The organism is Spirosoma koreense (assembly GCF_054777875.1).
The window spans coordinates 108,632-132,614 of record NZ_BAAHAC010000022.1 but is presented as its reverse complement, the minus strand read 5'-3'; the positions used below and the strand labels follow the sequence as shown (position 1 = coordinate 132,614).

The 23,983-nt window shown below is 52.2% G+C and carries 24 protein-coding genes; 3 read left to right on the top strand and 21 right to left on the bottom strand.

Annotated elements, in window-relative coordinates:
• Window positions 1-170: 170 nt before the first annotated feature.
• From ACYVC2_RS14160 to lysM, 18 genes are all read right to left on the bottom strand, one after another.
• Entirely contained in the window at window positions 171-902 is a 732-nt protein-coding gene (locus tag ACYVC2_RS14160; protein WP_461103102.1) for an ABC transporter ATP-binding protein, read from the bottom strand.
• Window positions 899-1,180 carry a DUF427 domain-containing protein gene (locus ACYVC2_RS14155; protein ID WP_461103101.1) on the bottom strand — a complete coding sequence of 94 codons (282 nt, stop codon included), beginning with the start codon at window positions 1,178-1,180 and terminating at the stop codon, window positions 899-901. The genes ACYVC2_RS14160 and ACYVC2_RS14155 overlap by 4 nt, the downstream gene beginning before the upstream one ends.
• 269 nt (window positions 1,181-1,449) lie before the next feature.
• Entirely contained in the window at window positions 1,450-3,384 is a 1,935-nt protein-coding gene (locus ACYVC2_RS14150; protein WP_461103100.1) for a CocE/NonD family hydrolase, read from the bottom strand.
• A 114-nt stretch (window positions 3,385-3,498) separates the two neighbouring features.
• On the bottom strand, window positions 3,499-4,863 hold the full coding sequence (locus ACYVC2_RS14145) for a lactate utilization protein B (RefSeq protein ID WP_461103099.1): 1,365 nt from the start codon (window positions 4,861-4,863) through the stop codon (window positions 3,499-3,501).
• A 3-nt stretch (window positions 4,864-4,866) separates the two neighbouring features.
• On the bottom strand, window positions 4,867-5,031 hold the full coding sequence (locus ACYVC2_RS14140) for a hypothetical protein (protein ID WP_461103098.1): 165 nt from the start codon (window positions 5,029-5,031) through the stop codon (window positions 4,867-4,869).
• Entirely contained in the window at window positions 4,997-5,593 is a 597-nt protein-coding gene (locus ACYVC2_RS14135) for a zeta toxin family protein (protein WP_461103097.1), read from the bottom strand. Before ACYVC2_RS14135 ends, ACYVC2_RS14140 begins: the two co-directional genes overlap by 35 nt.
• A gap of 2 nt (window positions 5,594-5,595) precedes the next feature.
• Window positions 5,596-6,336, bottom strand: coding sequence for a (Fe-S)-binding protein (locus tag ACYVC2_RS14130; protein ID WP_461103095.1), 741 nt, complete (start codon window positions 6,334-6,336; stop codon window positions 5,596-5,598).
• A gap of 75 nt (window positions 6,337-6,411) precedes the next feature.
• The gene (locus ACYVC2_RS14125; protein WP_461103094.1) at window positions 6,412-6,738 is read right to left on the bottom strand and encodes an L-rhamnose mutarotase; all 327 of its coding nucleotides are present in this window, start codon (window positions 6,736-6,738) and stop codon (window positions 6,412-6,414) included.
• 193 nt (window positions 6,739-6,931) lie between these two features.
• Window positions 6,932-8,311 carry an L-fucose:H+ symporter permease gene (fucP, locus tag ACYVC2_RS14120; RefSeq protein WP_461103092.1) on the bottom strand — a complete coding sequence of 460 codons (1,380 nt, stop codon included), beginning with the start codon at window positions 8,309-8,311 and terminating at the stop codon, window positions 6,932-6,934.
• A gap of 129 nt (window positions 8,312-8,440) precedes the next feature.
• Entirely contained in the window at window positions 8,441-9,226 is a 786-nt protein-coding gene (locus ACYVC2_RS14115; RefSeq protein ID WP_461103090.1) for an L-fucose dehydrogenase, read from the bottom strand.
• 214 nt (window positions 9,227-9,440) lie between these two features.
• Window positions 9,441-10,421: a type I phosphomannose isomerase catalytic subunit gene (locus ACYVC2_RS14110; protein ID WP_461103089.1), complete on the bottom strand. Its 981-nt coding sequence runs from the start codon at window positions 10,419-10,421 to the stop codon at window positions 9,441-9,443.
• A gap of 69 nt (window positions 10,422-10,490) precedes the next feature.
• Entirely contained in the window at window positions 10,491-12,275 is a 1,785-nt protein-coding gene (locus tag ACYVC2_RS14105) for a glycoside hydrolase family 9 protein (RefSeq protein WP_461103087.1), read from the bottom strand.
• Window positions 12,276-12,281: 6 nt separating this feature from the next.
• A complete protein-coding gene (locus ACYVC2_RS14100) occupies window positions 12,282-13,634 on the bottom strand; it encodes an alpha-L-fucosidase (RefSeq protein WP_461103086.1) in 1,353 nt (450 codons plus the stop codon).
• Between the two features lie 62 nt (window positions 13,635-13,696).
• Window positions 13,697-14,782: a M20 family metallo-hydrolase gene (locus ACYVC2_RS14095; RefSeq protein ID WP_461103085.1), complete on the bottom strand. Its 1,086-nt coding sequence runs from the start codon at window positions 14,780-14,782 to the stop codon at window positions 13,697-13,699.
• A gap of 60 nt (window positions 14,783-14,842) precedes the next feature.
• Window positions 14,843-15,727 (bottom strand): S1 family peptidase, encoded by an 885-nt coding sequence (locus ACYVC2_RS14090; RefSeq protein WP_461103084.1) that lies wholly within the window; start codon window positions 15,725-15,727, stop codon window positions 14,843-14,845.
• 103 nt (window positions 15,728-15,830) lie between these two features.
• Window positions 15,831-16,112 carry a hypothetical protein gene (locus tag ACYVC2_RS14085; RefSeq protein WP_461103083.1) on the bottom strand — a complete coding sequence of 94 codons (282 nt, stop codon included), beginning with the start codon at window positions 16,110-16,112 and terminating at the stop codon, window positions 15,831-15,833.
• A 53-nt stretch (window positions 16,113-16,165) separates the two neighbouring features.
• Window positions 16,166-17,074 (bottom strand): DUF937 domain-containing protein, encoded by a 909-nt coding sequence (locus ACYVC2_RS14080; protein WP_461103082.1) that lies wholly within the window; start codon window positions 17,072-17,074, stop codon window positions 16,166-16,168.
• 144 nt (window positions 17,075-17,218) lie between these two features.
• Complete coding sequence (lysM, locus tag ACYVC2_RS14075) at window positions 17,219-17,683, bottom strand: peptidoglycan-binding protein LysM (RefSeq protein WP_461103081.1); 465 nt, start codon at window positions 17,681-17,683, stop codon at window positions 17,219-17,221.
• Window positions 17,684-17,905: 222 nt separating this feature from the next.
• Here lysM and ACYVC2_RS14070 point away from each other — a divergent pair, with 222 nt between their 5' ends.
• Together ACYVC2_RS14070 and ACYVC2_RS14065 are read left to right on the top strand one after the other, a co-directional pair.
• The gene (locus ACYVC2_RS14070; protein WP_461103080.1) at window positions 17,906-19,264 is read left to right on the top strand and encodes an SGNH/GDSL hydrolase family protein; all 1,359 of its coding nucleotides are present in this window, start codon (window positions 17,906-17,908) and stop codon (window positions 19,262-19,264) included.
• Between the two features lie 9 nt (window positions 19,265-19,273).
• Window positions 19,274-20,092, top strand: a complete 819-nt coding sequence (locus ACYVC2_RS14065) for an outer membrane beta-barrel protein (protein ID WP_461103079.1) — start codon at window positions 19,274-19,276, stop codon at window positions 20,090-20,092.
• Between the two features lie 26 nt (window positions 20,093-20,118).
• On the opposite strand, the gene ACYVC2_RS14060 is transcribed toward ACYVC2_RS14065, so the two are convergent.
• The gene (locus tag ACYVC2_RS14060; protein WP_461103078.1) at window positions 20,119-20,484 is read right to left on the bottom strand and encodes a winged helix-turn-helix transcriptional regulator; all 366 of its coding nucleotides are present in this window, start codon (window positions 20,482-20,484) and stop codon (window positions 20,119-20,121) included.
• A gap of 321 nt (window positions 20,485-20,805) precedes the next feature.
• On the opposite strand from ACYVC2_RS14060, the gene miaA reads away from it, so the two are divergent.
• Window positions 20,806-21,714 (top strand): tRNA (adenosine(37)-N6)-dimethylallyltransferase MiaA, encoded by a 909-nt coding sequence (gene miaA, locus ACYVC2_RS14055; RefSeq protein WP_461103077.1) that lies wholly within the window; start codon window positions 20,806-20,808, stop codon window positions 21,712-21,714.
• 45 nt (window positions 21,715-21,759) lie between these two features.
• Here miaA and ACYVC2_RS14050 read toward each other — a convergent pair whose 3' ends face one another.
• Window positions 21,760-22,053: a rhodanese-like domain-containing protein gene (locus tag ACYVC2_RS14050; RefSeq protein ID WP_461103076.1), complete on the bottom strand. Its 294-nt coding sequence runs from the start codon at window positions 22,051-22,053 to the stop codon at window positions 21,760-21,762.
• Window positions 22,054-22,125: 72 nt separating this feature from the next.
• The gene (locus ACYVC2_RS14045) at window positions 22,126-23,982 is read right to left on the bottom strand and encodes a T9SS type A sorting domain-containing protein (RefSeq protein WP_461103074.1); all 1,857 of its coding nucleotides are present in this window, start codon (window positions 23,980-23,982) and stop codon (window positions 22,126-22,128) included.
• Window position 23,983 lies beyond the last annotated feature (1 nt).

Below are 23,983 nucleotides of genomic sequence, written 5' to 3'. Positions count from 1 at the left end.
CAAATCCTTATATTTTCAAGTACAACTACCTGATTATCAATAAAATATTATTGTATATTAAACTATACAGGAGTATACACAAAAGACGTGAACAATTCACCAGCCTCGTCCACTTAGCTGTAGCCGAAAGCACCCTGGCGGGTATAATTCCGGACTGACCAGCACTTACCTTAGAGCTTCGGAAGGGGTCGCTCGTCCAGAAAATCGCGGACAAAATCATTTAGGGGGCGGTTCATCAGTTCCTGGGGGGCGCCTATCTGCACGATCTTTCCCCGATCCATGAGCGCAATCCGGTCGGCTAGTTCGAGGGCTTCATTGACGTCATGAGTGACCAGCACGACCGTCGTTTCGTTCAATTCGTTCAGCCCGAATAATTCACGGCGAACGTGCCGCCGGGTGAAGGGATCGAGGGCGCCAAACGGCTCGTCCATTAGTACAACCGGCGGTCTGGCCGCCAGCGCCCGGGCCAGTCCGACGCGTTGGCGCTGACCACCGCTGAGTTCGGCAGGGTAGCGTTTGAGAGCCGTTTCGGGAAGTTGCAGCTTAGTGATCAGCTCGTGTGTGCGTTCCTGAATAGCGGCAGGTTCCCAGTTCAACAGCTTCGGCACGGTGGCAATGGCTTCGGCAACCGTGTAGTGGGGAAACAACCCGCCATCCTGAATCACATAGCCAATCTGTCGGCGCAGCGTGGGGCCATCCTGCTGACGCACGTCGACGCCGTCCACATGGATCGAACCACTGCTGGGTTCGATCAGTCGGTTGATCATCTTGAGCGTCGTGGTTTTACCGCATCCGCTCGTGCCCAACAGCACCAGCGTTTCGCCCTGCCCAACGCTCAGCGAGACGTTATCCACCGCTATATGTGCACCAAAACGCCTGACCAGATTCTGGATTTCGATCATTCGACGACCTGAACGCCCTTCCAGAAGGCGATGTAATCTTTGATTTCATCAGCCGCTGGCTTGGGCTGCGGATAATACCAGGCGGCATCGGTGTTGGTTTTTCCATCGACCGACAAAGAATAATACGAGGCTATTCCTTTCCACGGGCAGGTCGTGTGGGTCTGGCTGCCGACCAGGTACGTCGCATCGACGGAGTTTTTCGGAAAATAATGGTTGTTTTCGACGACGATCGTGTCGTTGCTTTCGGCAATGGTTTTACCGTTCCAGATAGCTTTCATCAGTTCGTTGGTTAGGTCTTTTTGACAGGATTAACAGGTTAAGACAGAATTTTCAATTAGTGAATCTTTTTTGAATTTCAGATTTAACAGCTACTTAACCAATAATCAGAGTGTGAGTTTGTCATTCCGACGCAGGAAGAATCTTGAGGGTTGATTTGCTTCAAGATTCCTCCTGCGTCGGAATGACAAACTCACTCACGTTTTAAAAGTCTAGACAGCTTTTAGAAAAAAACCTGTTTTATCCTGTTAATCCTGTCAGAAAAAACAGTTTACTTGATTACCTGTACCTCAATAACCGAATTATCATAAACCCGGTGCGTGGCTTTCTGAAAATCGGCGGCATCAGCTTTAAAGATGTTATCCACATACTTCTGTGGATTACGGTCGATTAATGGAAACCACGTACTCTGCACCTGAATCATCATTCGATGGCCTTTTTTGAACGTGTGTAGAACATCCTGCAAACGGAAATTCACGTCGGTTACTTCACCTGGCTTAAACGGTTCGGGTTTTTCGAACGAGTTGCGGAAACGCCCACGCATCGCTTCCGAGCGCACCATCTGCTGGTAATTCCCCAACGTGATATTTTTGTTAGGCATATACGCATGATTCGGTTCACTGGGCGGGTACACATCGATCAATTTCACGACCCAGTCAGCATCCGAACCCGTTGTGCTTACTTTTAGTTTGGCCATAATTTCGCCACCCAGCGTCAAATCTTCGGTTAAAACGTCAGTCTGAAACGTCAGCACATCGGGTCGGCGGCTGGCAAACCGCTGATCTTCCGACATGTAATTGAAGGGCGTAAAGCCTTGTAGGGTAGTAATATCTTCGGTATACGGAACCGGCTTCATCGGATTGCTGACAAACTCCGAAAACGAATTACCACCCGCTTCCGTCGAGCCCATAACTTTGTTGGTGGCCAGTTTACCATCCGTCGTCAGGTAAAATTGCTTTGTCTGTGCATCGGCCGTCGGCCACTTATCGAAGGTCCGCCACTCGTTTCGGCCGGTGTTGAACAGATAGGCTTCGGGTAAGCCCGTTTTTCCATCACCTGGTCCTTTCAGAAAATGATCGAAGAACTTAGCCTCGATGTTCCGCTGGTAGAAGGTAGCGATGCTATCGCCAAAGTAGACGTTGCTGTGCAGGGTATGCCCCGTTTCGCGCGACCAGCGACCGTGTCCGAACGGCCCCATGACCAAGGTGTTGTACGTGCCCGGATTGTTCTTCTCTACGGTTTTGTAGATGGTCAGCGGACCATACAAATCTTCGGCGTCGAACCAGCCGCCCACTGTCATCAGGGCGTGTTTTATGTTTTTGAGATGCGGAATGATGCTCCGCTTCTGCCAGAACTCATCGTAGTTGGGATGATTGACGGTCTCCTGCCAGAAAAAATTATCCTTGTAATACTTATCCACGTTTTTGAGCGGTCCAAGGTCATACTGAAACTGGAAACCGTCGCTCGTGCCTGTCTTGATAAACTGATCGTCGTACCAATCTTTAGTAGTCGGAGCAGGATGCTGAACACCGAACACCGGAAACGTGAACAGATAAGCCTGAATGAACGCGCCATTGTGGTGGAAATCATCGAAGAAAAAGTCCGAAACCGGAGCCTGGGGCGACGAAGCTTTTAAGGCCGGATGAGCCGTTACGGCCCCCGCGATGGTATAAAAGCCAGGGTAACTAATGCCCCACTGCCCTACCCGACCGTTGTTGTTCGGTACGTTTTTGAGTAGCCAGTCGATCGTGTCGTAGGTATCGGAACTTTCGTCGACGAGCAGCGGACCGGTCGGTTTGGCCGTCGGCTTTTTCCCCTTCGCAACGGGTGCGGGCTGCTGGTCGGTGACGGTCGGGGTCATGTTGGTCCAGGTACCTTCCGACATCCATCGACCGCGTACATCCTGATACACGAAAATAAACTTTTCCCGCATGAGCGTACCCGACGGACCCACCTGCGACGGGTAGGCATCGGGACCATAAGGCGCTACGCTATAACAGGTCCGCTGCATCAGAAACGGATACGTTTTCGAACCCGAGGCATCTTTCGGAACGTAAACCGCCGTATGCAGTTTCGTACCGTCGCGCATCGGAATTTTATACTCGAACTTCTGGTAATTGTCGCGAACGAAATTGCCAGTGGGTGTCAATTGAGCCCGTGCCGACGTAACCCAGATCGACAGCAGTACCAGTAAACGGAGTTTCATGGAAGCAAACCTGATGAGTGATACTCAAATATACAGGTTGTTTTGTGAGCGGTGGACATATTCGACCGATCAGAAAACGAAAAAGCCCGATCAGATCGGGCTTTTTATAAAACATTACTTAGCGTTGGCAGCGTACCACTCCCGGAAACTTTGTTTCGGCGGTTCGGGCAGTTCGCGGGCGATGGCCCAGGGATTGATGGTGCCGTTGTGCGAAAGTGAATATGGCGTTGAGGCCAGCACCCGACGGGCTGCTTTGCCTAACCGCGCATACAGTTTTGGGCGGGACAGCACTTTGGAGAGCCCTTTCATCCCCAGCCGTTTGCCGACGGGTGTTGCTTTATTCTCATTAATGATCTGCCGCCATTTATACAGCTGTACGTGGATGTCGATCTTAACCGGACACACATCTGAACACGACCCGCAGAGCGTACTGGCAAACGGCAGGGTGCTGTGTTTTTTCAGATCGACGTTGGGCGACAGAATCGACCCGATCGGCCCCGGAACGGTGTAGTCGTAGCTATGCCCTCCGCTGCGCCGATAGACAGGACAGGTATTCATGCAGGCGCCACAGCGAATGCACTTCAGCGACGCCCGAAAATCCGGCCGACCCAACTGCGCCACCCGCCCGTTGTCGACAATGACAATATGCAATTCCTGACCGGGTCTGGGTTTATGAAAATGACTGGTATAGGCCGTCATGAGCTGACCGGTAGCCGAGCGGGTCAGCAGGCGCGTAAAGACCCCCAGGTGTTCGAGTTTCGGGATGATCTTCTCGATGCCCATGCTGGCAATGTGTACGGGGGCCAGCGTAACGCCCAGATCGGCGTTCCCCTCGTTGGTACAGACGACAAATCCGCCTGTTTCGGCAATCGCAAAGTTCACACCCGATAAGGCTGCGTCGGCCGCGACAAAATGCTTGCGCAGGTGCTGACGGGCGGTTTCGGCCAGGAACTGCGGATCGCTGGCTCCGGCGGGTGTATTGAGGTGTTTGTGAAAAATATCGCCTACGTCCTCTTTTTTAAGGTGAATCGCCGGCATAACGATGTGGCTCGGCGGTTCATCGATCAGTTGGATAATTCGCTCGCCCAGGTCCGTATCGACTACCTCAACGCCATTCCTGATCAGGTATGGATTCAGATGACACTCTTCGGTCAGCATAGATTTGCTTTTGACCAACCGGGTAGACCCATGCTTGCGCAGAATATTCAGCACAATCTCGTTGTGTTCCTGCGCGTTGGCAGCCCAGTGAACGTGAGCGCCGTTGGCCAGCGCATTTCGTTCGAATTCCTCCAGGTACGTATCTAACTGACTGAGGGCATGGTTTTTTATCTGTGAGGCCAGTTCGCGGAGCTCTTCCCATTCGGGCAGCGAATAGGCCATACGGTCGCGTTTCTGCCGGACAAACCACAGAGCCTGGTCGTGCCAGGTGGTCCGTTCAAAATCGGCGGTGAAACGGTCGGCAGCTTGTGCGTGCGTCATAACTTATAAATCTCGGGCTTTAACACGAACCGGCTTACCATTCTCATCAGCTATAACCAGTTCTTGATCGTCACGCTTGGCCTGTTCAACCACTTTTTGTACGGCACGACGAATGCCTGCCAGCACTTCGTCATTACTCGGTCTTGTCTTTATTTGAACGGCTTCCATAGCTTATAATAGTTAACCAAATATCCTCATTAAACACATCAGTATCAAGATCCATTCCTCCCGTTGCCACCATTTCCGTCGGTATATTGGCATTACTGAAAACAGTGAAGTAATCGCAGACAGGTATATACAGATTGGTCAGATTAATAACACTTCGACTATACCGCCGTTCGATTACATCCGGAGGGATGTTGTGACCACCCTTAGCCACACGCAGGGCAACCCGCTCTTTCGACACCTCGGCCGAAGGTATCCAGAAATAATACAGACTTACTGTATACCCGATTTGTTGTGCCCGATGGATGGTTTGTACGTAGGAGCGAGTCGATAATGTTGTCTCGATGGCAAAATCAACCTCCTGGTGCATAAGCTGCTCCATGCGCTGCAACATAAGCCGACCAGCCTCAAAGGCCACCGCTTCCACATTGAAAGGCGATAGGCCCCGTGCAATTTCATCGGCATTGACAAATTCCTTTGTCTTCATTACCTCTGGTAACAAAGTATAGGCTGCTGTCGTTTTACCGGCTCCGTTGGGACCGGCCATGATGTACAAATTCGGCATAATTACGAAACGCTTCCGATTAGAATCTCGGAGACATGCATGACCCGCAGGGGCAATTTCTGCCGACGGACAATGCCTTCGAGATGCATAAGACAGGAAACGTCGCCCCCGGTAATCACCTGGGCACCATTTTTAACGTGGTCCTGCACACGGTCCTGCCCCATCCGGCCCGACACTGCGGCTTCCGATACACAGAACGCGCCCCCGAACCCACAGCACTCGTCGTACCGGTCCAGCTCGATCAGCTCTAAACCGCGCACCTGCTTCAACAGCTGACTCACTTTTCCTTCGCGGTTCGGCGACATTTCCGAATCGGGTGCTAACCGCAGGCCACGCTGACCGTGGCAGCTCTGGTGCAGACCAACGCGATACGGAAATTCGGCTTCGATGTTCGTTACACCCAGCACATCGGTCAGAAACTGGATCAATTCGTACGTTCGCTCGCGGACGTGCTTGACGGCGGGCGTCTGGTCGATGATGTTGAAATGCTTACGAACATGGTACACGCAACTCCCCGACGGCGCTACGATGTAGTCATAATCGGCGAAGGTGCGCACGTAATTGTGATAGACCGGGATGGAATCGACTTCGCAGCCAGCGTTGGCCATGGGTTGCCCGCAGCAGGTTTGCTGCATCGGAAACGTAGCCTGAACGCCCACCTTTTCCAGTAATTTCATGGTAGCGATACCCACTTGTGGGTAAAACTGGTCGACGTAGCAGGGAATAAATAAGGCAACGTTCATAAAAGTAGCGCCGACCCGCTGGGTCGGGAGAATTAAACTGGATGAACTTTTCTCGCCCGACCCTCCGGGTCGGTCCTACAGTTGAAAGATCTGGTTCATGAGCACCCATTTTTCACCGGGTTTGGCCATCGGCAGCGACTGCTGATAGGTCCACATCAGTTGTTCCCACTCCTGAACCTTTGGATTGGCTGCATCGGCAGCCGCTTTGGCGTCAAAAGAGAACGTTTCATCGGTTTCCATGATCATAAATAAACGATTTCCGACGCGATAAATTTCCATCTCCGTAATACCCGCTTCGCGGATACTGGCTTCGATTTCAGGCCGGAGCCGCTTATGGTATTGTTCGTACTCGGCAATTGATGCCGGGTCGTCTTTCAGGTCGAGAGCCAGACAATAGCGCATCAGAACCAGGATTTATCGAATTAGTGTGATTTACAGGATTCAGAAAAACAGAGCAAGTCGACAAATCGATGACAAGTTACGCGGTAGCATGCCGACAACTTACCTTCTCTTACCCTGTTCTGTGAATGAATAATGTAAAATGAATAATGAATAATACTATTCCATCACTCATTATCCATTTTACATTATCCATTTAAACTACAGGTGAATGCTCAACGTCCTGCAATTTCGTCTGATAACCCTGCATCGCATAAAACGCGATAAAGGCGAAACAAACAAGTGGCACCAGCAGGGCGTAAATGGGGCCTTTCGCAAACAATGCACCCGCCACCAGCGGCATTAGAGCGCCCCCAACGATACTCATAATTACCAGCGACGATGCAATTTTCGACTCAGCGCCCAGCCCTTTGGTAGCCAGCGCAAAAATGGTCGGGAACTGAATAGACTGGAAGAAGTATGTAAAACTAAGCGCGATGACCGCCGTTAGTCCGCCCGTTATCATAGCCAGCAGCACCATCAGCAAAGCCCCGACCGCGTAAATAGTCAGCACGACGTTGGGCCGAACGCGGGTCATCAGCGACGTACCGACGAAGCGACCCAGCATGAACAGCACCAGCGCAAATGACGCATGGAAACCAGCGATCTGCGTCAGCGACAGATCGTTCGAACCGCCCGTCAGTGAGTTGATCAGGTGCATGTAGCCTTCCGCTAAAACCCAGTGGCCTTCCCGCGAAAAATCGAGTTTGAGATCGACAAAGTAGCCCCAGAGCGTAGCCTGTGCGCCGACGTTCAGAAACTGCGCAATGATTCCCAGGCTCAGATGGCGATGCCGAAAAATTCGCCAGATCGACACCTCGCCAGCCGTCTGCTCTTCTTCAGCCCCGACTTCGGGCATTTTGGTGAGCGCAAACAGCACAAAGACGACCGCAATGATCGATCCGATAACCAGATAGGGGCCCTGCACGGAAAGGGCCTCCTGTACCCGAACCGCTTCGGCCTGCGCCGGAGCCATGGTTTTCAGCATTTCGGGGGTGTACTCGGTTTTGGAAAAGATAAAAAGTGCTCCGATGACAGGGCCCAGAATGGCGCTGATACCATTGAAGGATTGCGAAAAATTCAGCCGCCATTCGGACTTGGCCGGATCGCCCAATACGGTTACATAAAGATTAGCAGCCGTTTCCAGAAAGGCAATACCGCAGGCCATCGTGAACAATGCCAGCAGAAAAAAGCCGTAGACGCGCACTTCGGCGGCCGGATAGAACAGAAACGCCCCTCCGCCATAGAGCAAGAGCCCAAACATGATGCCGCGTTTATAGCCAAATTTCCGCATGACGTAACCCGCTGGCAAAGCCATAAAGAAATACCCGAGGTAGAACGCAAAATCGACGATACCAGCCTGGAATCGGTTGAGGTCCAGGGCTATCTGAAACTGCTTGATTAGCGACCCGTTCAGGCTATTGGCCAGCCCCCACAGGAAAAACAAACTGGTTACCAGGGCAAAGGCAAGGCCAAAATTTCCGGTTTCCTGACCGGGTTTCAGTTTAACAGGATCAGAAGTTCGTCCGAGAGCCATTATTTTACGATTTAATTAAACACGGAGCGGTCTGTCGTTACGGCACAAAGTACACAGAGTTGCAAAATTTAAATTGATAATTACTACTCTGTGTACTTTGTGTCTCTGTGTTTAAACGATTTTTATGTTTTAGTCCGTGATGGCCCGGTCGAGGTGAGTATAGCCGCCATCGACGTGAACCAATTGACCGGTGGTATGACTCGACCGATCCGAGAGCAGAAACGCCACCATGTTGGCGAGTTCTTCGGTTGTGGTCATGCGATGCCCGAGTGGAATTTTCGAGACGATCTGCTTTAGCTTCTCTTCTGGATTGGGCAGGGTTTTGATCCAATTTTCGTAAAGCGGGGTCCAGCTTTCGGCCACGACCACGCAGTTCACCCGAATGCCGTAGGGCAACAGTTCAACCGCCCATTCGCGGGTTAAGGCGTTTCGACCTCCGTTCGCAGCGGCATACGCAGACGTGTTTCCTTGTCCTGTTTCGGCTACTTTCGAACCGATGTTGACGATTGCCCCCTTGGATTCTTTCAGCGCTGGTAAGGCATAATGCGCCATCAGGTAATAATGCACCAGGTTTTTGTGCAGCGAAGCCATAAACCCTTCATAAGAACCATTTTCCAGTCCGACGCCATCGTTCACCCCCGCATTGTTGACTAGTCCATCGATACGGCCAAACTGAGTCAGCGCCTGTTCAACGGCCTGTTTACATGGTTCAGGCTGCGACAGTTCGGCTACGACCTGGTGAGCGCGTCCTCCGTTGGCGCGAATGGCCTCAACGGTTTTATTGTTATCCGCTTCGTTGCGGCCAATAATGACAGGGATAGCTCCTTCGGCGGCCAACACGGTTGAGATGCCTTCGCCAATGCCTTTGGCCCCACCCGTTACAAGAATGACTTTATCGATCAAATTCAGATTCATACTCTGCTTTAGTTACGAATGCTTTCCGCTTTGGTCTTGCCGATAAAAGGAAAGACGAAACGAGAAAGGCAAACCTACGCCTTTTCTCCTTTCGTCGCCTTTATTTCCCTGCCAAATGTGCTGTAGGATCTTAGCATTCTATTCAACACAGAGACGCGGAGTACACGGAGAAAAATAAAACTCTGCGTGCTCCGCGTCTCTGTGTTGAATCCCACTAGGGTACGTACGTTTCCAGAACGGTCATGTCGCCGTCGGGAACCAGCGTGACATTGTTGATGGATGCCGGGATCAGCACACATTGCCCCATGTTGAGCGGTACGCTGTAGCCACCTTCGGTTTCAACGGTTAAAGCCCCCGCCACGCAGATCAGCACCACGAACGAGTCGATGTGCGTGTAATCATGCTCTACTTCCTGATCGAAATTCAGGACGTTGGTTACGAAATAATCGCTCTTAACCGCATTGACGCTTTCGTTGAGCTTTTTGTCGTACTGGGTCTTGTAATGATCGTAGTGGCGGTAATCGATGGCATCGACAGCCAGATCGGTATGCAGCTCGCGCTTCTGGCCCGTTGTCTGATCTACACGATCGAAGTCATAAATTCGGTAGGTTGTATCGGATGTCTGCTGAATTTCAGCCAGCAACAGACCCTTGCCGATGTAGTGAACCCGGCCGGCGGGGAGGAAAAAAACATCGCCCGCCTGAGCAGGTTCGATATTCAGCATATCCTGAATCGTATTGTCGGCAACGGCTTTGACGTATTCGTCTTTCGTCACCTCACGATTGAAACCCGAATTAAGCTTAGCGTCCTGGTCGGCTTCGATGATGTACCACATTTCGGTTTTACCGAAACCACTGCCGCGTTTTTTCGCTAGTTCGTCATCCGGGTGAACCTGAATCGACAGGTCGTCGTTGGCGTCGATAAACTTGATCAGTAACGGGAACCGGTTGCCGTATTTTTCGTACACGTGCTGTCCGACCAGCTTGTCTTTATACTGCTCGACAAGTTCACGGAGCGATTTTCCCTGCAGACTGCCCTCCTTCACCACCGACACGTTGCCTTCCACATCGGACACCTCCCAGGTTTCACCGCAGTTCGGTAGGGGGGCAAAATCCTTGTCCAGAATGGTTTTTATTTTCTGACCACCCCAGATTTTATCTTTAAAAATTGTTTCGAACGTAAGCGGGTACAACATGTGTATGAATGATTGATAAAGGATGAACAACGAAATTCCAACTGGCAAAACAGGGCATTTGTTATGCCATTACCGGCTCTTTGAGCCGTATCCCGCTTCAGTTTGCAGGGCCTCAAGGGCGATAGCCAGATAAACGAACGGCGCGTTCCAGTTGATGGCAATCTCGTTGGAAGCATACGAACAGGACTGATCGAGATAGACCTCATCGGCAACCGTGGTCGTATAGCCCGCACATTTATCCTGACGGGCCGCGTTGGCGTTGGTTCCGCCCGACAACAAGCCAGGCACCGGCGCGTCGATTCCGTCGGCTACCGACGGGCGGTGGTGCGGGTTCATGGTCGATTTGGTGCCGAAACCCGTTAGAAACGAGTAGCCGACCGCATTTCGGCCGAACAGATAATCCAGGTTGGTCAGTGCATAATCAAGGTATTTTTTATCCCCCGTCGACCGATACGCCTGAATCAGCGCAACGCCCTGGTTAGCCGCTTCCGAACTACTTCCCCAGATAAAATCTTTAGCCGTTTTCCCCATGACCGTTCCGAAAGCCTGCTGGTCGGTGCCTGCCACCAGCGAATTAGCCAGCTCAACGATGTGCTTTTTGGCCTGCGTCAGCAGGTCCTGCTTCGGAAACGATTTGTCTTTAGCAGACCGGGCCAGCGTATAATACGCGAGCGTTCGAACCTGCGGCCAGGAAGGCAACGGAGTCTTATCATCCGGAAATAGGTTCACAGCGGTTGCATAGGCGTTGTCTCGGGTGGTCATGTATAACTCCGTAGCCGCCCAGATTCGCTCGTCGCTGGCGTCTCTGTCTTCGTAGCTGCCGGTCGTTACGTCCGGGTCGAACCGCTGGTTCATCTCGTTCTGGCGATAGTAGGCATCCGGGTTCTTCTGCGCCCACGTCCAGGCGTTGACAGCCGCCGTCCGGCAGGAATCGGCCAGTCCCGGCAGTTCGCGGCCAAACGGCTTGAAAATCCGGGCAGCCTGCGCCATCACAGCCGCAAAATCGAGCGCAGCGGTAATGCTCTTCTGAACCACATAGCGGTCTTTGGTAGCTTTGTCGGGCATGATCATGCCATCGAAACCTGCGTTGGTCAGTTTATGGTAAACTCCACCATCTGCCGGGTCCTGCATGGTCAGCATCCAGCGCAGATTCCAGAGGGCTTCGTCCAGCACATCGGGAATGGCGTTACCGCTTTCCGAAATATTGGTCTTCAGCGATTGGCAATAGGCTGGGAAGTCTTCATACAGCGACAGTAAGGTTCCCATCGTAATTCCCGAGTTAACGATGTACTTGTTGTAGTCGCCCGCGTCGTACCAACCCCGTGGAGATGAAATCACCGTACCCGCAGGCCGACTCTCGGAAGCCGCCGACGGATGGATCAGCACGCGCGTGTCGGGATGTCCGGCGGGCCGGTGCCACTGCCCGGCGTAGGTCGCAGGCAACTCGGTCGATACCCGCTGGTAGTAGAACCCTTTCAGCCCACCAATGGCCGCAGCGCGATGGACATTAGGCTGAATGGTAAACGAATACGAATGCCCAGCGCCCGGAATGTTGACCACATAGGTACCCGGTTTTTTCAGTGCCGAAAAGTCAGCCGTATAGGTTGTCTTGCCCGAAATGGCGTTCTGCCTCTGATTGCCGAGTGTTCCTTTAAAAACGACGGTTTTCCCATCGGTCGTGGTCACCTCAAACGGCCCGGCTGTGTTGCCGACCACAATGGCGACTTTAGGAGCGTTCGGATAAAACCCAACCTGATTCAATCGGATGCTTTCTGAAGCAGCCTGCCCAAAAACCTGACTGATGAGCAAAGGAATCGTCAGGCCAACAATTAATAAAGTACGGATTGAGCGCATAGCCGTTTATTCTTCACGCGAAGATGCCTTGAAAACCCCTACTTCCGCCAGTTGAACCGGGCCGTTTGTATTGGTAAACGTCAGTCGAATCCGCTTACTATTTACGGCCGGAAAGCGCAGGAGCCGTTTGTAGCCCACGGTCGTGAAGTTCTGGATGGCTTTCCAGCCAGCGCCGTCCCAGTATTCGACTTTCCCGCTCGCGACCCGCTGCCCATCAGCAATGTTTTCCTGAATCGAAATCCGGTCGAAGCTGTGCTCGCCGGTCAGGTCGATCGTCAGGGGCTGATTGGCCGCCAGCGTCGTGAACGTAGCCAGTTTCTTATCCGTCAGTTTCGGCTGTTTGCCGACCAGGTTTTGTTTGAACGTTTCGTCCAGAATACTCCGGAATTCTTTCAGGCTGGCAATATCCGGCTCCGAAAACAGACCGTCCCGGTTGGGTGGAACGTTGAGCAGCAGCAGGCTATTCCGGCCGACGGACTGGTAATACAGATTCACCAGGTTCTTTCCCGAACGGACTTTCGCATCCTCCGACGCATGGTAAAACCAGCCTGGCCGGATCGAGACGTCGGTTTCGGCGGGCACCCACTGCTTACCTGTTGGATCACCCCTGTTCAGGTATTTCGAGTCCGCTTTGCCGGGAGCCAGGCCGGCTGTATTGATGGTAGACCAACAGGTTTCGCCCGCGTTACCGGCTTCGTTGCCCACCCAGCGCACGTCGGGACCGGCGTCGGAGAACATCACCGCATTAGGCTGCAATTCACGTACTAACGCCCAGTAACCCGCAAAATCGTAGGTCATGTCTTTGGCGTTTTCGCCTTTGGCCCCATCGAACCACACCTCCGAAATCGGGCCGTAGTTAGTCAGCAGCTCCCGCAACTGGCTTTTATAATACTCGTTATACGATGCCGTTCCATAGCGCGGTTCATGACGGTCCCAGGGCGAAAGGTAAACCCCGAACTTAAGACCAAACTCGCGGCAGGCATCGGCTACTTCCCGAACGACATCACCCTTACCAGCCTTCCAGGGGCTGTTTTTCACCGAATGTTCGGTCATTTTGGAGGGCCACAGGCAGAACCCGTCGTGGTGCTTGGCCGTAATGATGGCCATCTTAAAGCCTGCGTCTTTCAGGGACTTGATCCACTGGCGGGCGTCGAGTTTGGTGGGGTTGAAAATAGATGGGCTTTCGGTACCATCACCCCATTCTTTATCGGTGTAGGTGTTGACCGTAAAATGTAAAAACGCGGTAGTTTCGAGCGGTTGCCAGGCCAGCTGGCGGGGTGCAGGTTTCGGCTGGGCCTGGCTTATCGTTGCCAGCAAAAGACCGGCTACGACCAAACCCATACGGCAGATGTACTTCATACTATAAAAAAGAGAAACGAGCTGACTGAATTGCAAAGAAGCCAATAAATTCGGTGAGGTGTTTATAAAATCTGCTCCAGCATCCGAATATACCCGTCGATTCCTTCCTCGATTTCCCGCAGGTAAATAAATTCATCCGCCGAATGCGATCGGCCGGAATGCCCCGGACCACACTTTAGCGAGGGGCAGTTGAGCACTGCCTGATCGGAGGTTGTTGGAGAGCCATACGTATACCGACCGAGCGCCAAACCCGCCTGTACGATGGGATGATCGACAGGAATGGACGACGGTTTGAGACGGATCGAGCGGGGGGTTACCTCCGACTGAATATTTGCCCGAATAATGTCGATCACTTCTTCGAGGGTATATTGCTCGGTGATCCGCGCATCGACCGTGAAGGTGCAGGTATCCGGCACCACGTTATGCTGCGTACCGGCGTTGATAATGGTCACCGACAGTTTGATAGGCCCCAGCGTCGGCGATACTTTCGGAAACTGATAGGTAGACAGCCAGTTAATATCCTGTATGGCTTTGTAGATCGCATTTTCACCTTCGTTGCGGGCGGCATGACCGCTAATACCGTGGGCTGTACAATCGAGCACCAGCAGGCCTTTTTCAGCAATGGCCAGCTGCATTTCGGTGGGTTCGCCTACGATGGCGAAGCTGATTGGCGGTAACTCGGGCAGGACCAGCTCCAACCCATTCCGCCCCGAAATCTCTTCCTCGGCCGAAGCGACCATCATGAGATTATACGCCATATCGGGTCGGTCGTAGAAGTGGACAAACGTAGCCATCAGCGAAACCAGGCACCCTCCCGCATCGTTACTGCCCAGCCCGAACAGTTTGCCGTCGCGCTCGATGGGCTCGAACGGATCGAGCGTCCAGGATTGATTCGGTTTGACCGTGTCGTGGTGTGAATTCAGCAGGATGGTGGGCTTTGCCGGATCGAAATGGCGATTTTTCGCCCAGACGTTGTGCTGAAGTCGCTCGAACGGGATGTGTCTGTCGGCAAAGAACGCTTCCAGCAGCAGCGCCGTCTGATCTTCTTCGCGACTGAATGACGGCGTGGCAATCAGGTTCTTCAGCAAGGCCAGCGCATCGGCTGTGAGGGCGGCCTGTGCCAACGGTGAAGTGGTTGTTTGGGGCATAACTAAGGGACTTTAGCCGCGCCAAAGATACAGCTAAAGTCCCGTCGACGTTAGCACTCGTCAACCTTCGTAAAACGGCACGTTCCGCTCCCGCAGAAATGCTTTGATGACATCGACGTGTACGCACTGACCGACGTTCAGAAACGGATAGTTCGACACGCGGCTTTTGCGCCCGTTCACCATGACTTCGCGATCCTCGATATCGAAACCCAGGTGCAGGTGGCGCGTAGCCGATTGCATGCCGTAGATCAGTCCTTTCGTATCGAACAACGGCCCGCCACTCTGCCCCCGCAGCCCCGGTGTACTCATCTCGATACCGGTAATTTCGTTGTTCTCACTCAGCAGTCGGGTCACGATACCGTCAATTGGAAAACGGGGAGAATTCGGCCGACCGGTCGTGATCCATTCGATATCGTCGATCGCTGGATTGTAACGAAAATTGGTGAATTCGGGAAAAGGGTAGCCCAACCGACATAAGCTTCGACCTGGTTTCACGAGGCTGCTATCGCCCAGAAACATGGCCTGTGACCGGTACAGTCGGCGACCGTATCCTTCAAACCGCAGCAAAGCCAGATCCTGGGTAGGATGCATGTCGATTGTCAGCTTTTCGTATTGATCGACGCAGCCAACGAAACTATTTTTTACCCGAACAATGGTTTCCGAATTGATCCGGAATTTCGTTTCCAGTTGATTGATGAGCTGGGTAGCATTCTTTTCGTGGAGCAGTTTCCGGCGAGCCCCCAGAAAATTACGATAGTTCTGATGGATCGTGTCGGTCTGGGTAATCAGCTCCGCAACATGCTTACAGGTGATGGCGCATCCTTCCTGGTTGACGAAGAAAAGCGTAGCTGTACCGGGTACAACTTCGTTGTGACCGTGAAGACGAATGATTGAATGAATAGGGCGAGTAAAAGCATCAACGCGTTCAATGGCGTCAACAAACATAAGGAATTGGTAAGTTAGTGCCTGATGGCGGTAAGTAAGCCGCAAGTTAACCAATACCGACCGACTTACTTACCGCCATTCCTTCAGTTTACCGGTTAAACCGCTATTTTTTGGGCACTACTTTGACTTCGGCGGGGACCACAGCCCCACGGTCACCGCTGTCGGGCGGGGCCTGTTGAGGAGCGTTCATACTACTGCCCGTGGTATCGCCCTGACGGCCAAATACCGAGCTGTCGCTGCCAGCCGTACTATCGCTGGCGGCCATATTGGTTTCGGAAGAAGCTTCTTTTTTATTGCCGGAACAACTCCAGAAGGTCAGACTCGAACAGGCAAGCAGGCCCGTGAGCAACCACGAACGAAGGTAATGAGCACGATTTGTTGTCATGATTTCAGAACGTTGATATAGAGTTTACAGAAGATTCCAATGGGTCGAAATAACTATTTTGAACTGGACGAGTCGCGGGTGCCAAGTGGACCCGGCGCTGTCGAATCGGCAGCCTGGCCATGGGCTTCCCGAATACTTTCTTTCGTTGCCGCCGATGTGTCTTCAACGGCATTCGACTCAACGCGGGAGGTCGAATCGGTACTGATTCCGTCTACGCTATTTTGGTTTTCCCGGCATTTCTGAACGATCAGGCCGATCACCAGCACGGCAATGACAATCATAGCCCACCGAAGCCAGCGCACGTTCTCCTTCCGGCGATCGCCCTCGGCGCTTTTCGGGATATTCGGATTGACGACATTACCGCTAAAATTATCGGTTCCCTGTACTTCGGTTTGCGGACCCGTCGGCGTCACCAGCTCATCGAATTCCAGTAAGCTCCCGACAGCCTCCAGCCCGCTGGGTAACAGTTGCCGAAATTCGGTTGCCTGCCCAATCAGCAAGGTTTTCAAACTATCGGCAGTTAGGCCCTTCTCCTGATCCTGCCGGCCTAAAACGCCCTTCAGAATCGCTGCGGCCAGGCCCATAATGGCCCGCACCGATTGCGGCTTAGTGCTGCTATAAGTACTGATAAGCTCGGTGGTACGCGTCAGCTTATCGTCGAAAATCGTCTGTAGAAATTCCTGACCGGCAGCCGCAGTATCGGGCGCAATCGTGTTCTGGTCGATTGCCTGACTCACGTCGAGCGGAATGTTGCTGTAATCGCCTTTATCCAGGAAACCGATGATCGACGAGGCTCCTCCGGTTGCCTGAACCCGTCGAGTAAGTCCACCCAATAAGGTGGGCAGGCTTCCGTTGACGGCTTTTAAGGTATTAGCCGATGATTCATTCAACGCACTGCTAAGCTGGTCAACGACAGCAGGTGTGAACTGTTCTTTCAGGTAAGATATTAAATGAACGGCCATAAGTTTTTCGTTGCGTTGCGCTCAATAAAACCGGCCACTCGTATGAATGTTTATAAAAGTTATAAAGCCGGAAGGGGCCCGACAGGCGGCCTTGCGCTGAGCAAACCACCTGTCGGGCCCCTTCCGGCTTTGTGTTTTTTCGGATTACAGTTGCGGAATCCGTAGAACCTGATCTGGGTAAATCAGATCGGGATCTTTCAGCATAGGCTTGTTAGCTTCGAAAATAATTCCGTATTTCATGGGGTCACCGTAGACTTCTTTCGCGATTTTCGACAGTGAGTCCCCCGATTTGACCGTATAATATTTGCCCTCGGGCGCGGGTGTATCAACCTGTAATTGATTATCGACAGCCGACACGCCTTCTACGTTACCAACGGCCAGGGCGATCTTCTCAGCGTCTTCCTGCGATTTCACCGAGCCCGTAATCGTAACCGTGTCGCCTTTTGTTTTTATGGTCAGGCTGTTATAAGCAAGACCCAATTGCTTTACGTGATCGAGCAGCGCCTGAGCCCGTACCGGTTCAACTTTTTCTGCTTCAGCGGGAGCGGCTGGTGCATCGTTGTGAAAGATTTTTTCCCCTACTCCTTTGAAAAATGATAAAAGACCCATTGGTTAACTTTGTTTTAATGGAACATTGATTAAACGGCTGGCAGGTAAACCGCTCAGTTTTATTGAAACAACCTGTTCGTTAGGCGATTGTTTTGATGGCCCCCGGCGTACTGCTGTAAGTTTTACGGAAAAGTAGCCGGTTGGTCACATAAAATGGCGTATTTTTGCGTTCTTTTTTTACAAAATTATCTATTTATTTTACTATTAACTTTTTACCATCGAATGCGCTTTCACAACAAACTCAGGTGGGGCCTGATTCTGACCACTACGGTTGGGCTACTGGCCTGCGCTAACAATGATATTGACCCCATTACAGGGAGTAGTGGAACCCCCAGTAAGGGAAGTGCCGATTTTACGAAATACGTAGCTGTTGGAAATTCGCTGACCGCGGGCTTCGCCGATGGAGGCCTTTATCGCGACAGTCAGTTGAACGCCTACCCGAACATTCTGGCGGGTCAGTTTAAGACCGTAGGTGGTGGCGATTTTGTTCAGCCCTTATTCACGGAAGCGCAGGCGGCTGGGTCGGGTTATATGAAACTGGTTCAGGTGCCCGATACGACCAACCCGATCACGCTTATTTCAGCCATCAAACAGGTAGCACCGGGTGCGGTCCGGACGACGAATGCGAACGGATCGGTGTTGTATACTAAATTTACGGGTACCAATCAGAACCTGGGCGTGCCTGGCATCAAGATGGGTGATATTTTGTCGCCAGGTTATGGCTCCACGCAAGGAAACCCTTATTTCGAACGGCTTGTCGACGATCCAACGACAACGTATTTCAAGTACGTAAGCGACAATCTCACCGGTGCTACGTTCTTCTCGTGCTGGCTGGGCAACAACGACGTACTCGCTTTTGCCACCACGGGTGGGGTTACGCCACTGACCGCTACGGATTTATTCACCACCAATTACACGGCCATCATCAATAAATTAACCGAAGGTGGGCGCAAAGGCGTCGTGATCGGCGTTCCGAACGTTACGGGTGCTCCTTATTTCCGGCTCGTTACGCTTGGAGTTATCAACCAGGTTGTGAAGTTGCTGGCACCCGGCTCGCCTACCCTACCGGCCCTGGCTATTCAGGCATCTGATGCAGCGCAGGGTGTTCGGGCCTCAACGGCCAACGATCTGTTTCTACTCTCACTTGCCAACCAGACCGAGCTAACCAAGTTTGGCCGGACAGACGTAGGCACCAAAGTCGGTCGGTATGGCATCGACGCTACCAATCCGTTGCCTACCCAGTTTGTACTGGACGCGGGCGAACAAGCCACTATGAATGCCCGCATCACAGCCTTCAATACTGTGATGAAAGCGCAGGCGGATGCCAAAGGACTGGCTTATGTCGACCCCAACCCAATTCTGAGCCAATTGGCAACCGCCGGTGGCGTCAAGCAGAATGGCCTTACCTACACATCTGCTTTTATTCAGGGAGGGGCTTTCAGTCTCGATGGCATTCACCTGACCCCGGCCGGATATGCGCTGATGGCCAATGAAATTATTAAAGGAATTAATGCCAAATACAGCGCAACGATTCCGCAGGTCAATCCGGCCTCTTATCGTCGCGTGCTCCTACAACAATAACATCCAGCTATGAAATTTACTCACTTGTTAGTAGGGGCTCTACTACTAGGCAGCGCGTCGTCTGCTCTGGCACAGATCAACACAACGGGTTCATCGGCCGACCTGAAATCGTTTGAATTTGGCATCAAAGGGGGCGGAACCTTCACCCACGGCTACACGAATATTCCGGCTCAGACGGTCGGTAACGTTCAGATTCCAGCGGTCGAGAATAAAAGTAACGGTATTGGCGCTGGCTACACGGGCGGTCTGTGGGTACGAAAAAACTTCAGTCATTTTTTCCTTCAGGCCGAAGCTACTTATAACCGGTACGTGCTCAAGCAGAAAACCGGCGCTACGATTGATGTCAATGCTAACCAGGATCTGGCCAACGCGCTGCCTGTTAGTGTGCAGCCGGGTTTGCTGAACGCCACGCTGAACATTGTTTCCGAGTCGGTGCTGCAATCGGTCGACGTGCCTATTTTGATCGGGAAACGCTGGATGGATGGCAGACTCCGGGGATATGTTGGTCCAAACTTCATTTTCGTGCAGAAAGCCGAAGTAACCCGAACCACGAGTGGTCAGATTAATGCCAATACCACAGTTGGTTTTCCGCAGACAAGCATTCCGGCTACTACCGGTACAACCGATCTACGCAACAAATACGTTGCCCAGTATCTGGAAGTAAAAGATTTTACGTATGCGCTGGAAGTAGGAGTCGGGTATACACCCATCGATTTTCTGGATGTCGATCTGCGATACGCTGTGCCCGTGGGCGGTATTTACAAAAACACGCAGATAACCGGTTTCCTGGGTATTGCTACGGTTTCTCTCGGATTTAAAGTTTTTTAAAGGATTGGGGCGAAGGGAGGATGGATTCATTCCTCCTTATTCGCTGTTTTTTCATCCGATGCCAGAAACACCTTGCCGATAGCCGTAACCTTTAGCAGGATAGGAAGCGCCTGCCGCCCTTTAGCCGTCAGTTTGTATTCGACTCGAAGCGGAACTTCACTATAGGTTCTTTTCTCGATAACCCCCAACAAAATCAGGGCCTTCAGTTCCTGGATCAGGACTTTCTCACTTATTTTCGGAATCATCCGCCGGAGTTCACCGTATCGGCGCACCTCGGTTCCTATCTGATAAATAATGTACAGCCGCCATTTACCACAGATGATCGACAGCGTTTTCTGAAGAATCAGTTGCTGGTCATCGGCAGAATTGCGTGTATTAACTTTTGAAGTCATAGGTTCGGTGTACTAACCTCCCGGTAAGTATCATCCTGATTTAAAGGCACTTACATTAGCACGAACAAATATAAAGGTTAATAGCCAATCCCAACTAATGGAAAACTTTTTCCATCATTTTTAACGAGAATTCAACGATAAGCAAGTCTGAAACGTATACTACAGGCAGAAGCATGGACACCCAAGACCGGCAAGCAGAAAGCCTGAATTTGCCGACAGTCTTCCCTAATTTGCTAACCGTACGAATTAGCCGGGGCGATCGACTAGCCAACGCAGTGTCGTCAGGCAAGGTTATGAGGTGGCGCCGATTGCCTAAGAACTATGACTGATCAGGTGAAAAAATTACTTGTTGTAGCGGGTCCAACCGCGGTTGGCAAAACGGCCTTGTGCGTGCAGTTGGCTAAGCGGCTTCAGACGGATGTGGTTTCGGCCGATTCCAGACAGTTGTATCGCGAACTTACCATCGGTACAGCCAAGCCATCGCCTGCTGATATGGACGGTGTTCGGCATCACTTCATCGATTCCCATTCGATTACCGACCCCGTCAATGCCGGGCGGTACGAGCGAGAATGTCTGGCCTTGCTGGACGAGTTATTTCTGACCAAAGAAGTAGTGATTTTGGCAGGTGGAACAGGTTTGTATATCAACGCGGTTTGCTTTGGTCTGGACGACATTCCACCGGTCGAGCCTGCCTTGCGGGAGCACTTGTTGGTTCGTTGGCAACAGGAAGGATTAGCACCGCTTGTCGACGAGCTGTGCCAGCTAGACCCGGTATATGCCCAGACCGCCGATCTGCAAAACCCCATTCGGGTGACGCGGGCGCTGGAAGTGTGCCTGGCCACGGGCCAGCCGTATTCGTCGTTCCGACGACAGCAAACCACCGAACGACCGTTTGAGCCCGTTCTGATCGCCCTGGAACGCCCACGCGATGAACTCTACGCCCGAATCGAGACTCGCATGGACACTATGCTGGCTGCGGGCTTACTCGATGAGGTGCGTTCACTGCGCCCGTATCGACATCTTTCACCGCTGCAAACGGTTGGCTATCAGGAAGTTTTTCCGTACCTGGATGGTACGTACGATTATAATGAAATGACGCGTCTGCTCAAACGGAACTCCCGCCGTTATGCCAAACGCCAGCTTACTTGGTTTCGAAACCAGGGCGACTACCAGTGGTTCAGGCCGGATCAGGAAGAAGAAATCCTGAGATGTATGATGTATGACGTATGACGTATGGGATCACTGGCCATATTTCATATAACATACATCATACTTTTATTGAGCGCGGTAGGCCAGCATACCGCCAAGTACGTTGCGAACGTTGTTGAAGCCATTTTCTTCCAGAATCTGCTGCGCCATACCGCTGCGCTTACCCGACCGGCAGTGCACAATTACTTCTTCGTCCTGTAAGCCGTCGAGTTCATCCAGACGGTATTGTAAATCCCCCAGTGGAATCAGGGTACCACCGATGTTGTCGTCCTCATATTCGTTGGGTTCGCGAACATCGAAAAGGTTCAGTTTCTCGCCTTTGTCAAGTCGCTCTTTCAGTTCCTGTACGGTAATGTCCATAAATAGTTGATCGTGGTTAGTCGGCAGTCGATAGTTCGCAGTCACGAATGACTGATCACTATCGGCGTCAGGTTAATGTTGAATAATAATCTTTTGCACCATCGTCCGCTGGTCGGCCCAGAGCCGGATCAAATAGAACCCATTGGGCAGATGACTTACATCTAACGTTTGTTGCCCCCGCACAGGTTCATACGTGAGCAATATTCGTCCGCTGCTGGTTAGTACCTGCAGCCGGCTCAGCCGAGGCTCGTCCCAGCGGACCAGGCCAGCCGTCGGATTCGGATAAACCTGTAACGGAGCCAACGGTTCGGGTTCGGGCGCTGCCGTGATTACCGTGTCTGGTTTACCACCCATTACGGGTCGCAGCATGAACGCGCCCTGCAAATTCAGCGATGGCGACGAAAGATTCTGATCCCAGTGTGTACCAGCGTTATAGAAAATCTGCGCGCCAAATGGGCTGTTCTTATCGAAGCCTAACCGCAACAGCGTCGTGTCGACACTACTGACCTGCTGATAGCCAATGAAGAAAGTATCTCGAATGGCAACGGTTCTGCTGAACGTATAATCGACGAATCCGTTGCGGTAAGCAGGATACTGCATTGAAAACGACTGCCGATAAATTACGCTGCCAGGCCGCCCGTTGCTGCTACTGTACACATTGACGACAAATGACTGCCCCGTCTGATTCGTTGTGAACGGAACAATGCAGGCCCTGACTCCCAGAATAGCATCGGGTTTATTGGCGATAAACCGCGTCGCAATCTGTTCGTTCTGCCTGATTTGTTGCGCGTACTCCCAGGTACCGTCGTCATAGGCGTAGTAATTATCCAGGATAGCCACCGCCGAGAGGGTATCGTTTCGGCGAAGATTCACGCCAGGGATAGACGGATTCTGGTCGTCGGTGGTGAGCAGGTCAACTTTATACCGTAGGGTCGCTTTCGTTGCCGATCCGAAGCCAGTTGCGGGCGTTGGTTTAATTGACTTTCGTTGTGAACTAAGTGCCGGAATCAGCAGCGAACTTGTCTGTGGATCATCCTGAATCAGACGGCCCGTCAGTTCATCCCGCACCGTAAAATGGTAGGTAGTAAAATTGAAATTATTGAACAGGTTGTTAATATCTGTCGTGATGGAATCGGCGGTTTCGGCAGCCGGGTTAGCCAGGTACTGCGTCAGGGGCATAGCCGTATACCGCTTAAAAAACGGGCTCAATGCCTGGCGCATGGCCACGTCTTTCACAAACCGGTCATTAACGGTCCGCCCCCGATTCAGGTAGATGTAATCGACATGCCAGACATCGAATGGCCCCGAGCCCCGCCCGAACGAGCGAAAACGGAAAGCAAATCCAGCATGGAAATAATTAGCATCCCGCACGGGCACGAAAACCTGAAAAAAATTATTGTTGACCACGCCACCGGCTACGGCCCAGGCTGTTTTCCAGTTGCCCGTACGATCCAGAAACTGAAGCGTCAGCGAATCGGCGGCCTGCCGGCTCAATGTGTCACCCGCATCGGGCAATTCGCCCAGCCCCCTGGCCTGCCAATAAAAACTAATGTAAACCGAATCGGCGGCTGTCAGGCCAGCCAGATTGATAGGTAAAGAGGTGAGCGTATCCGTATAGTCCTGCGACAGCGGATTGTTCTGTACATACGGCAGCCCGTTAGCCTTCAACCCATCGAAGGAGGCAACATTGACCGTCGGCGGGTTGATCGCCAGGGTATTGTTGATGTACACTCCACTGCCCGGTTGCCAGCGGGTGGGGTCGGGCTGGTCGAGACCCGGCCGCCCCGACGCCGTCGAAAAATCGTCGAAGAACGGCAAATTCAGCGTCGTTTGGGCAAACGTCAGCCCGCTCGACAGCAGTAAGCAGGCCACCAGAACCCGTTTGGCAAAAGAACGTATGGACGAATGAGTTAGTAAAGCTGTTCTCATG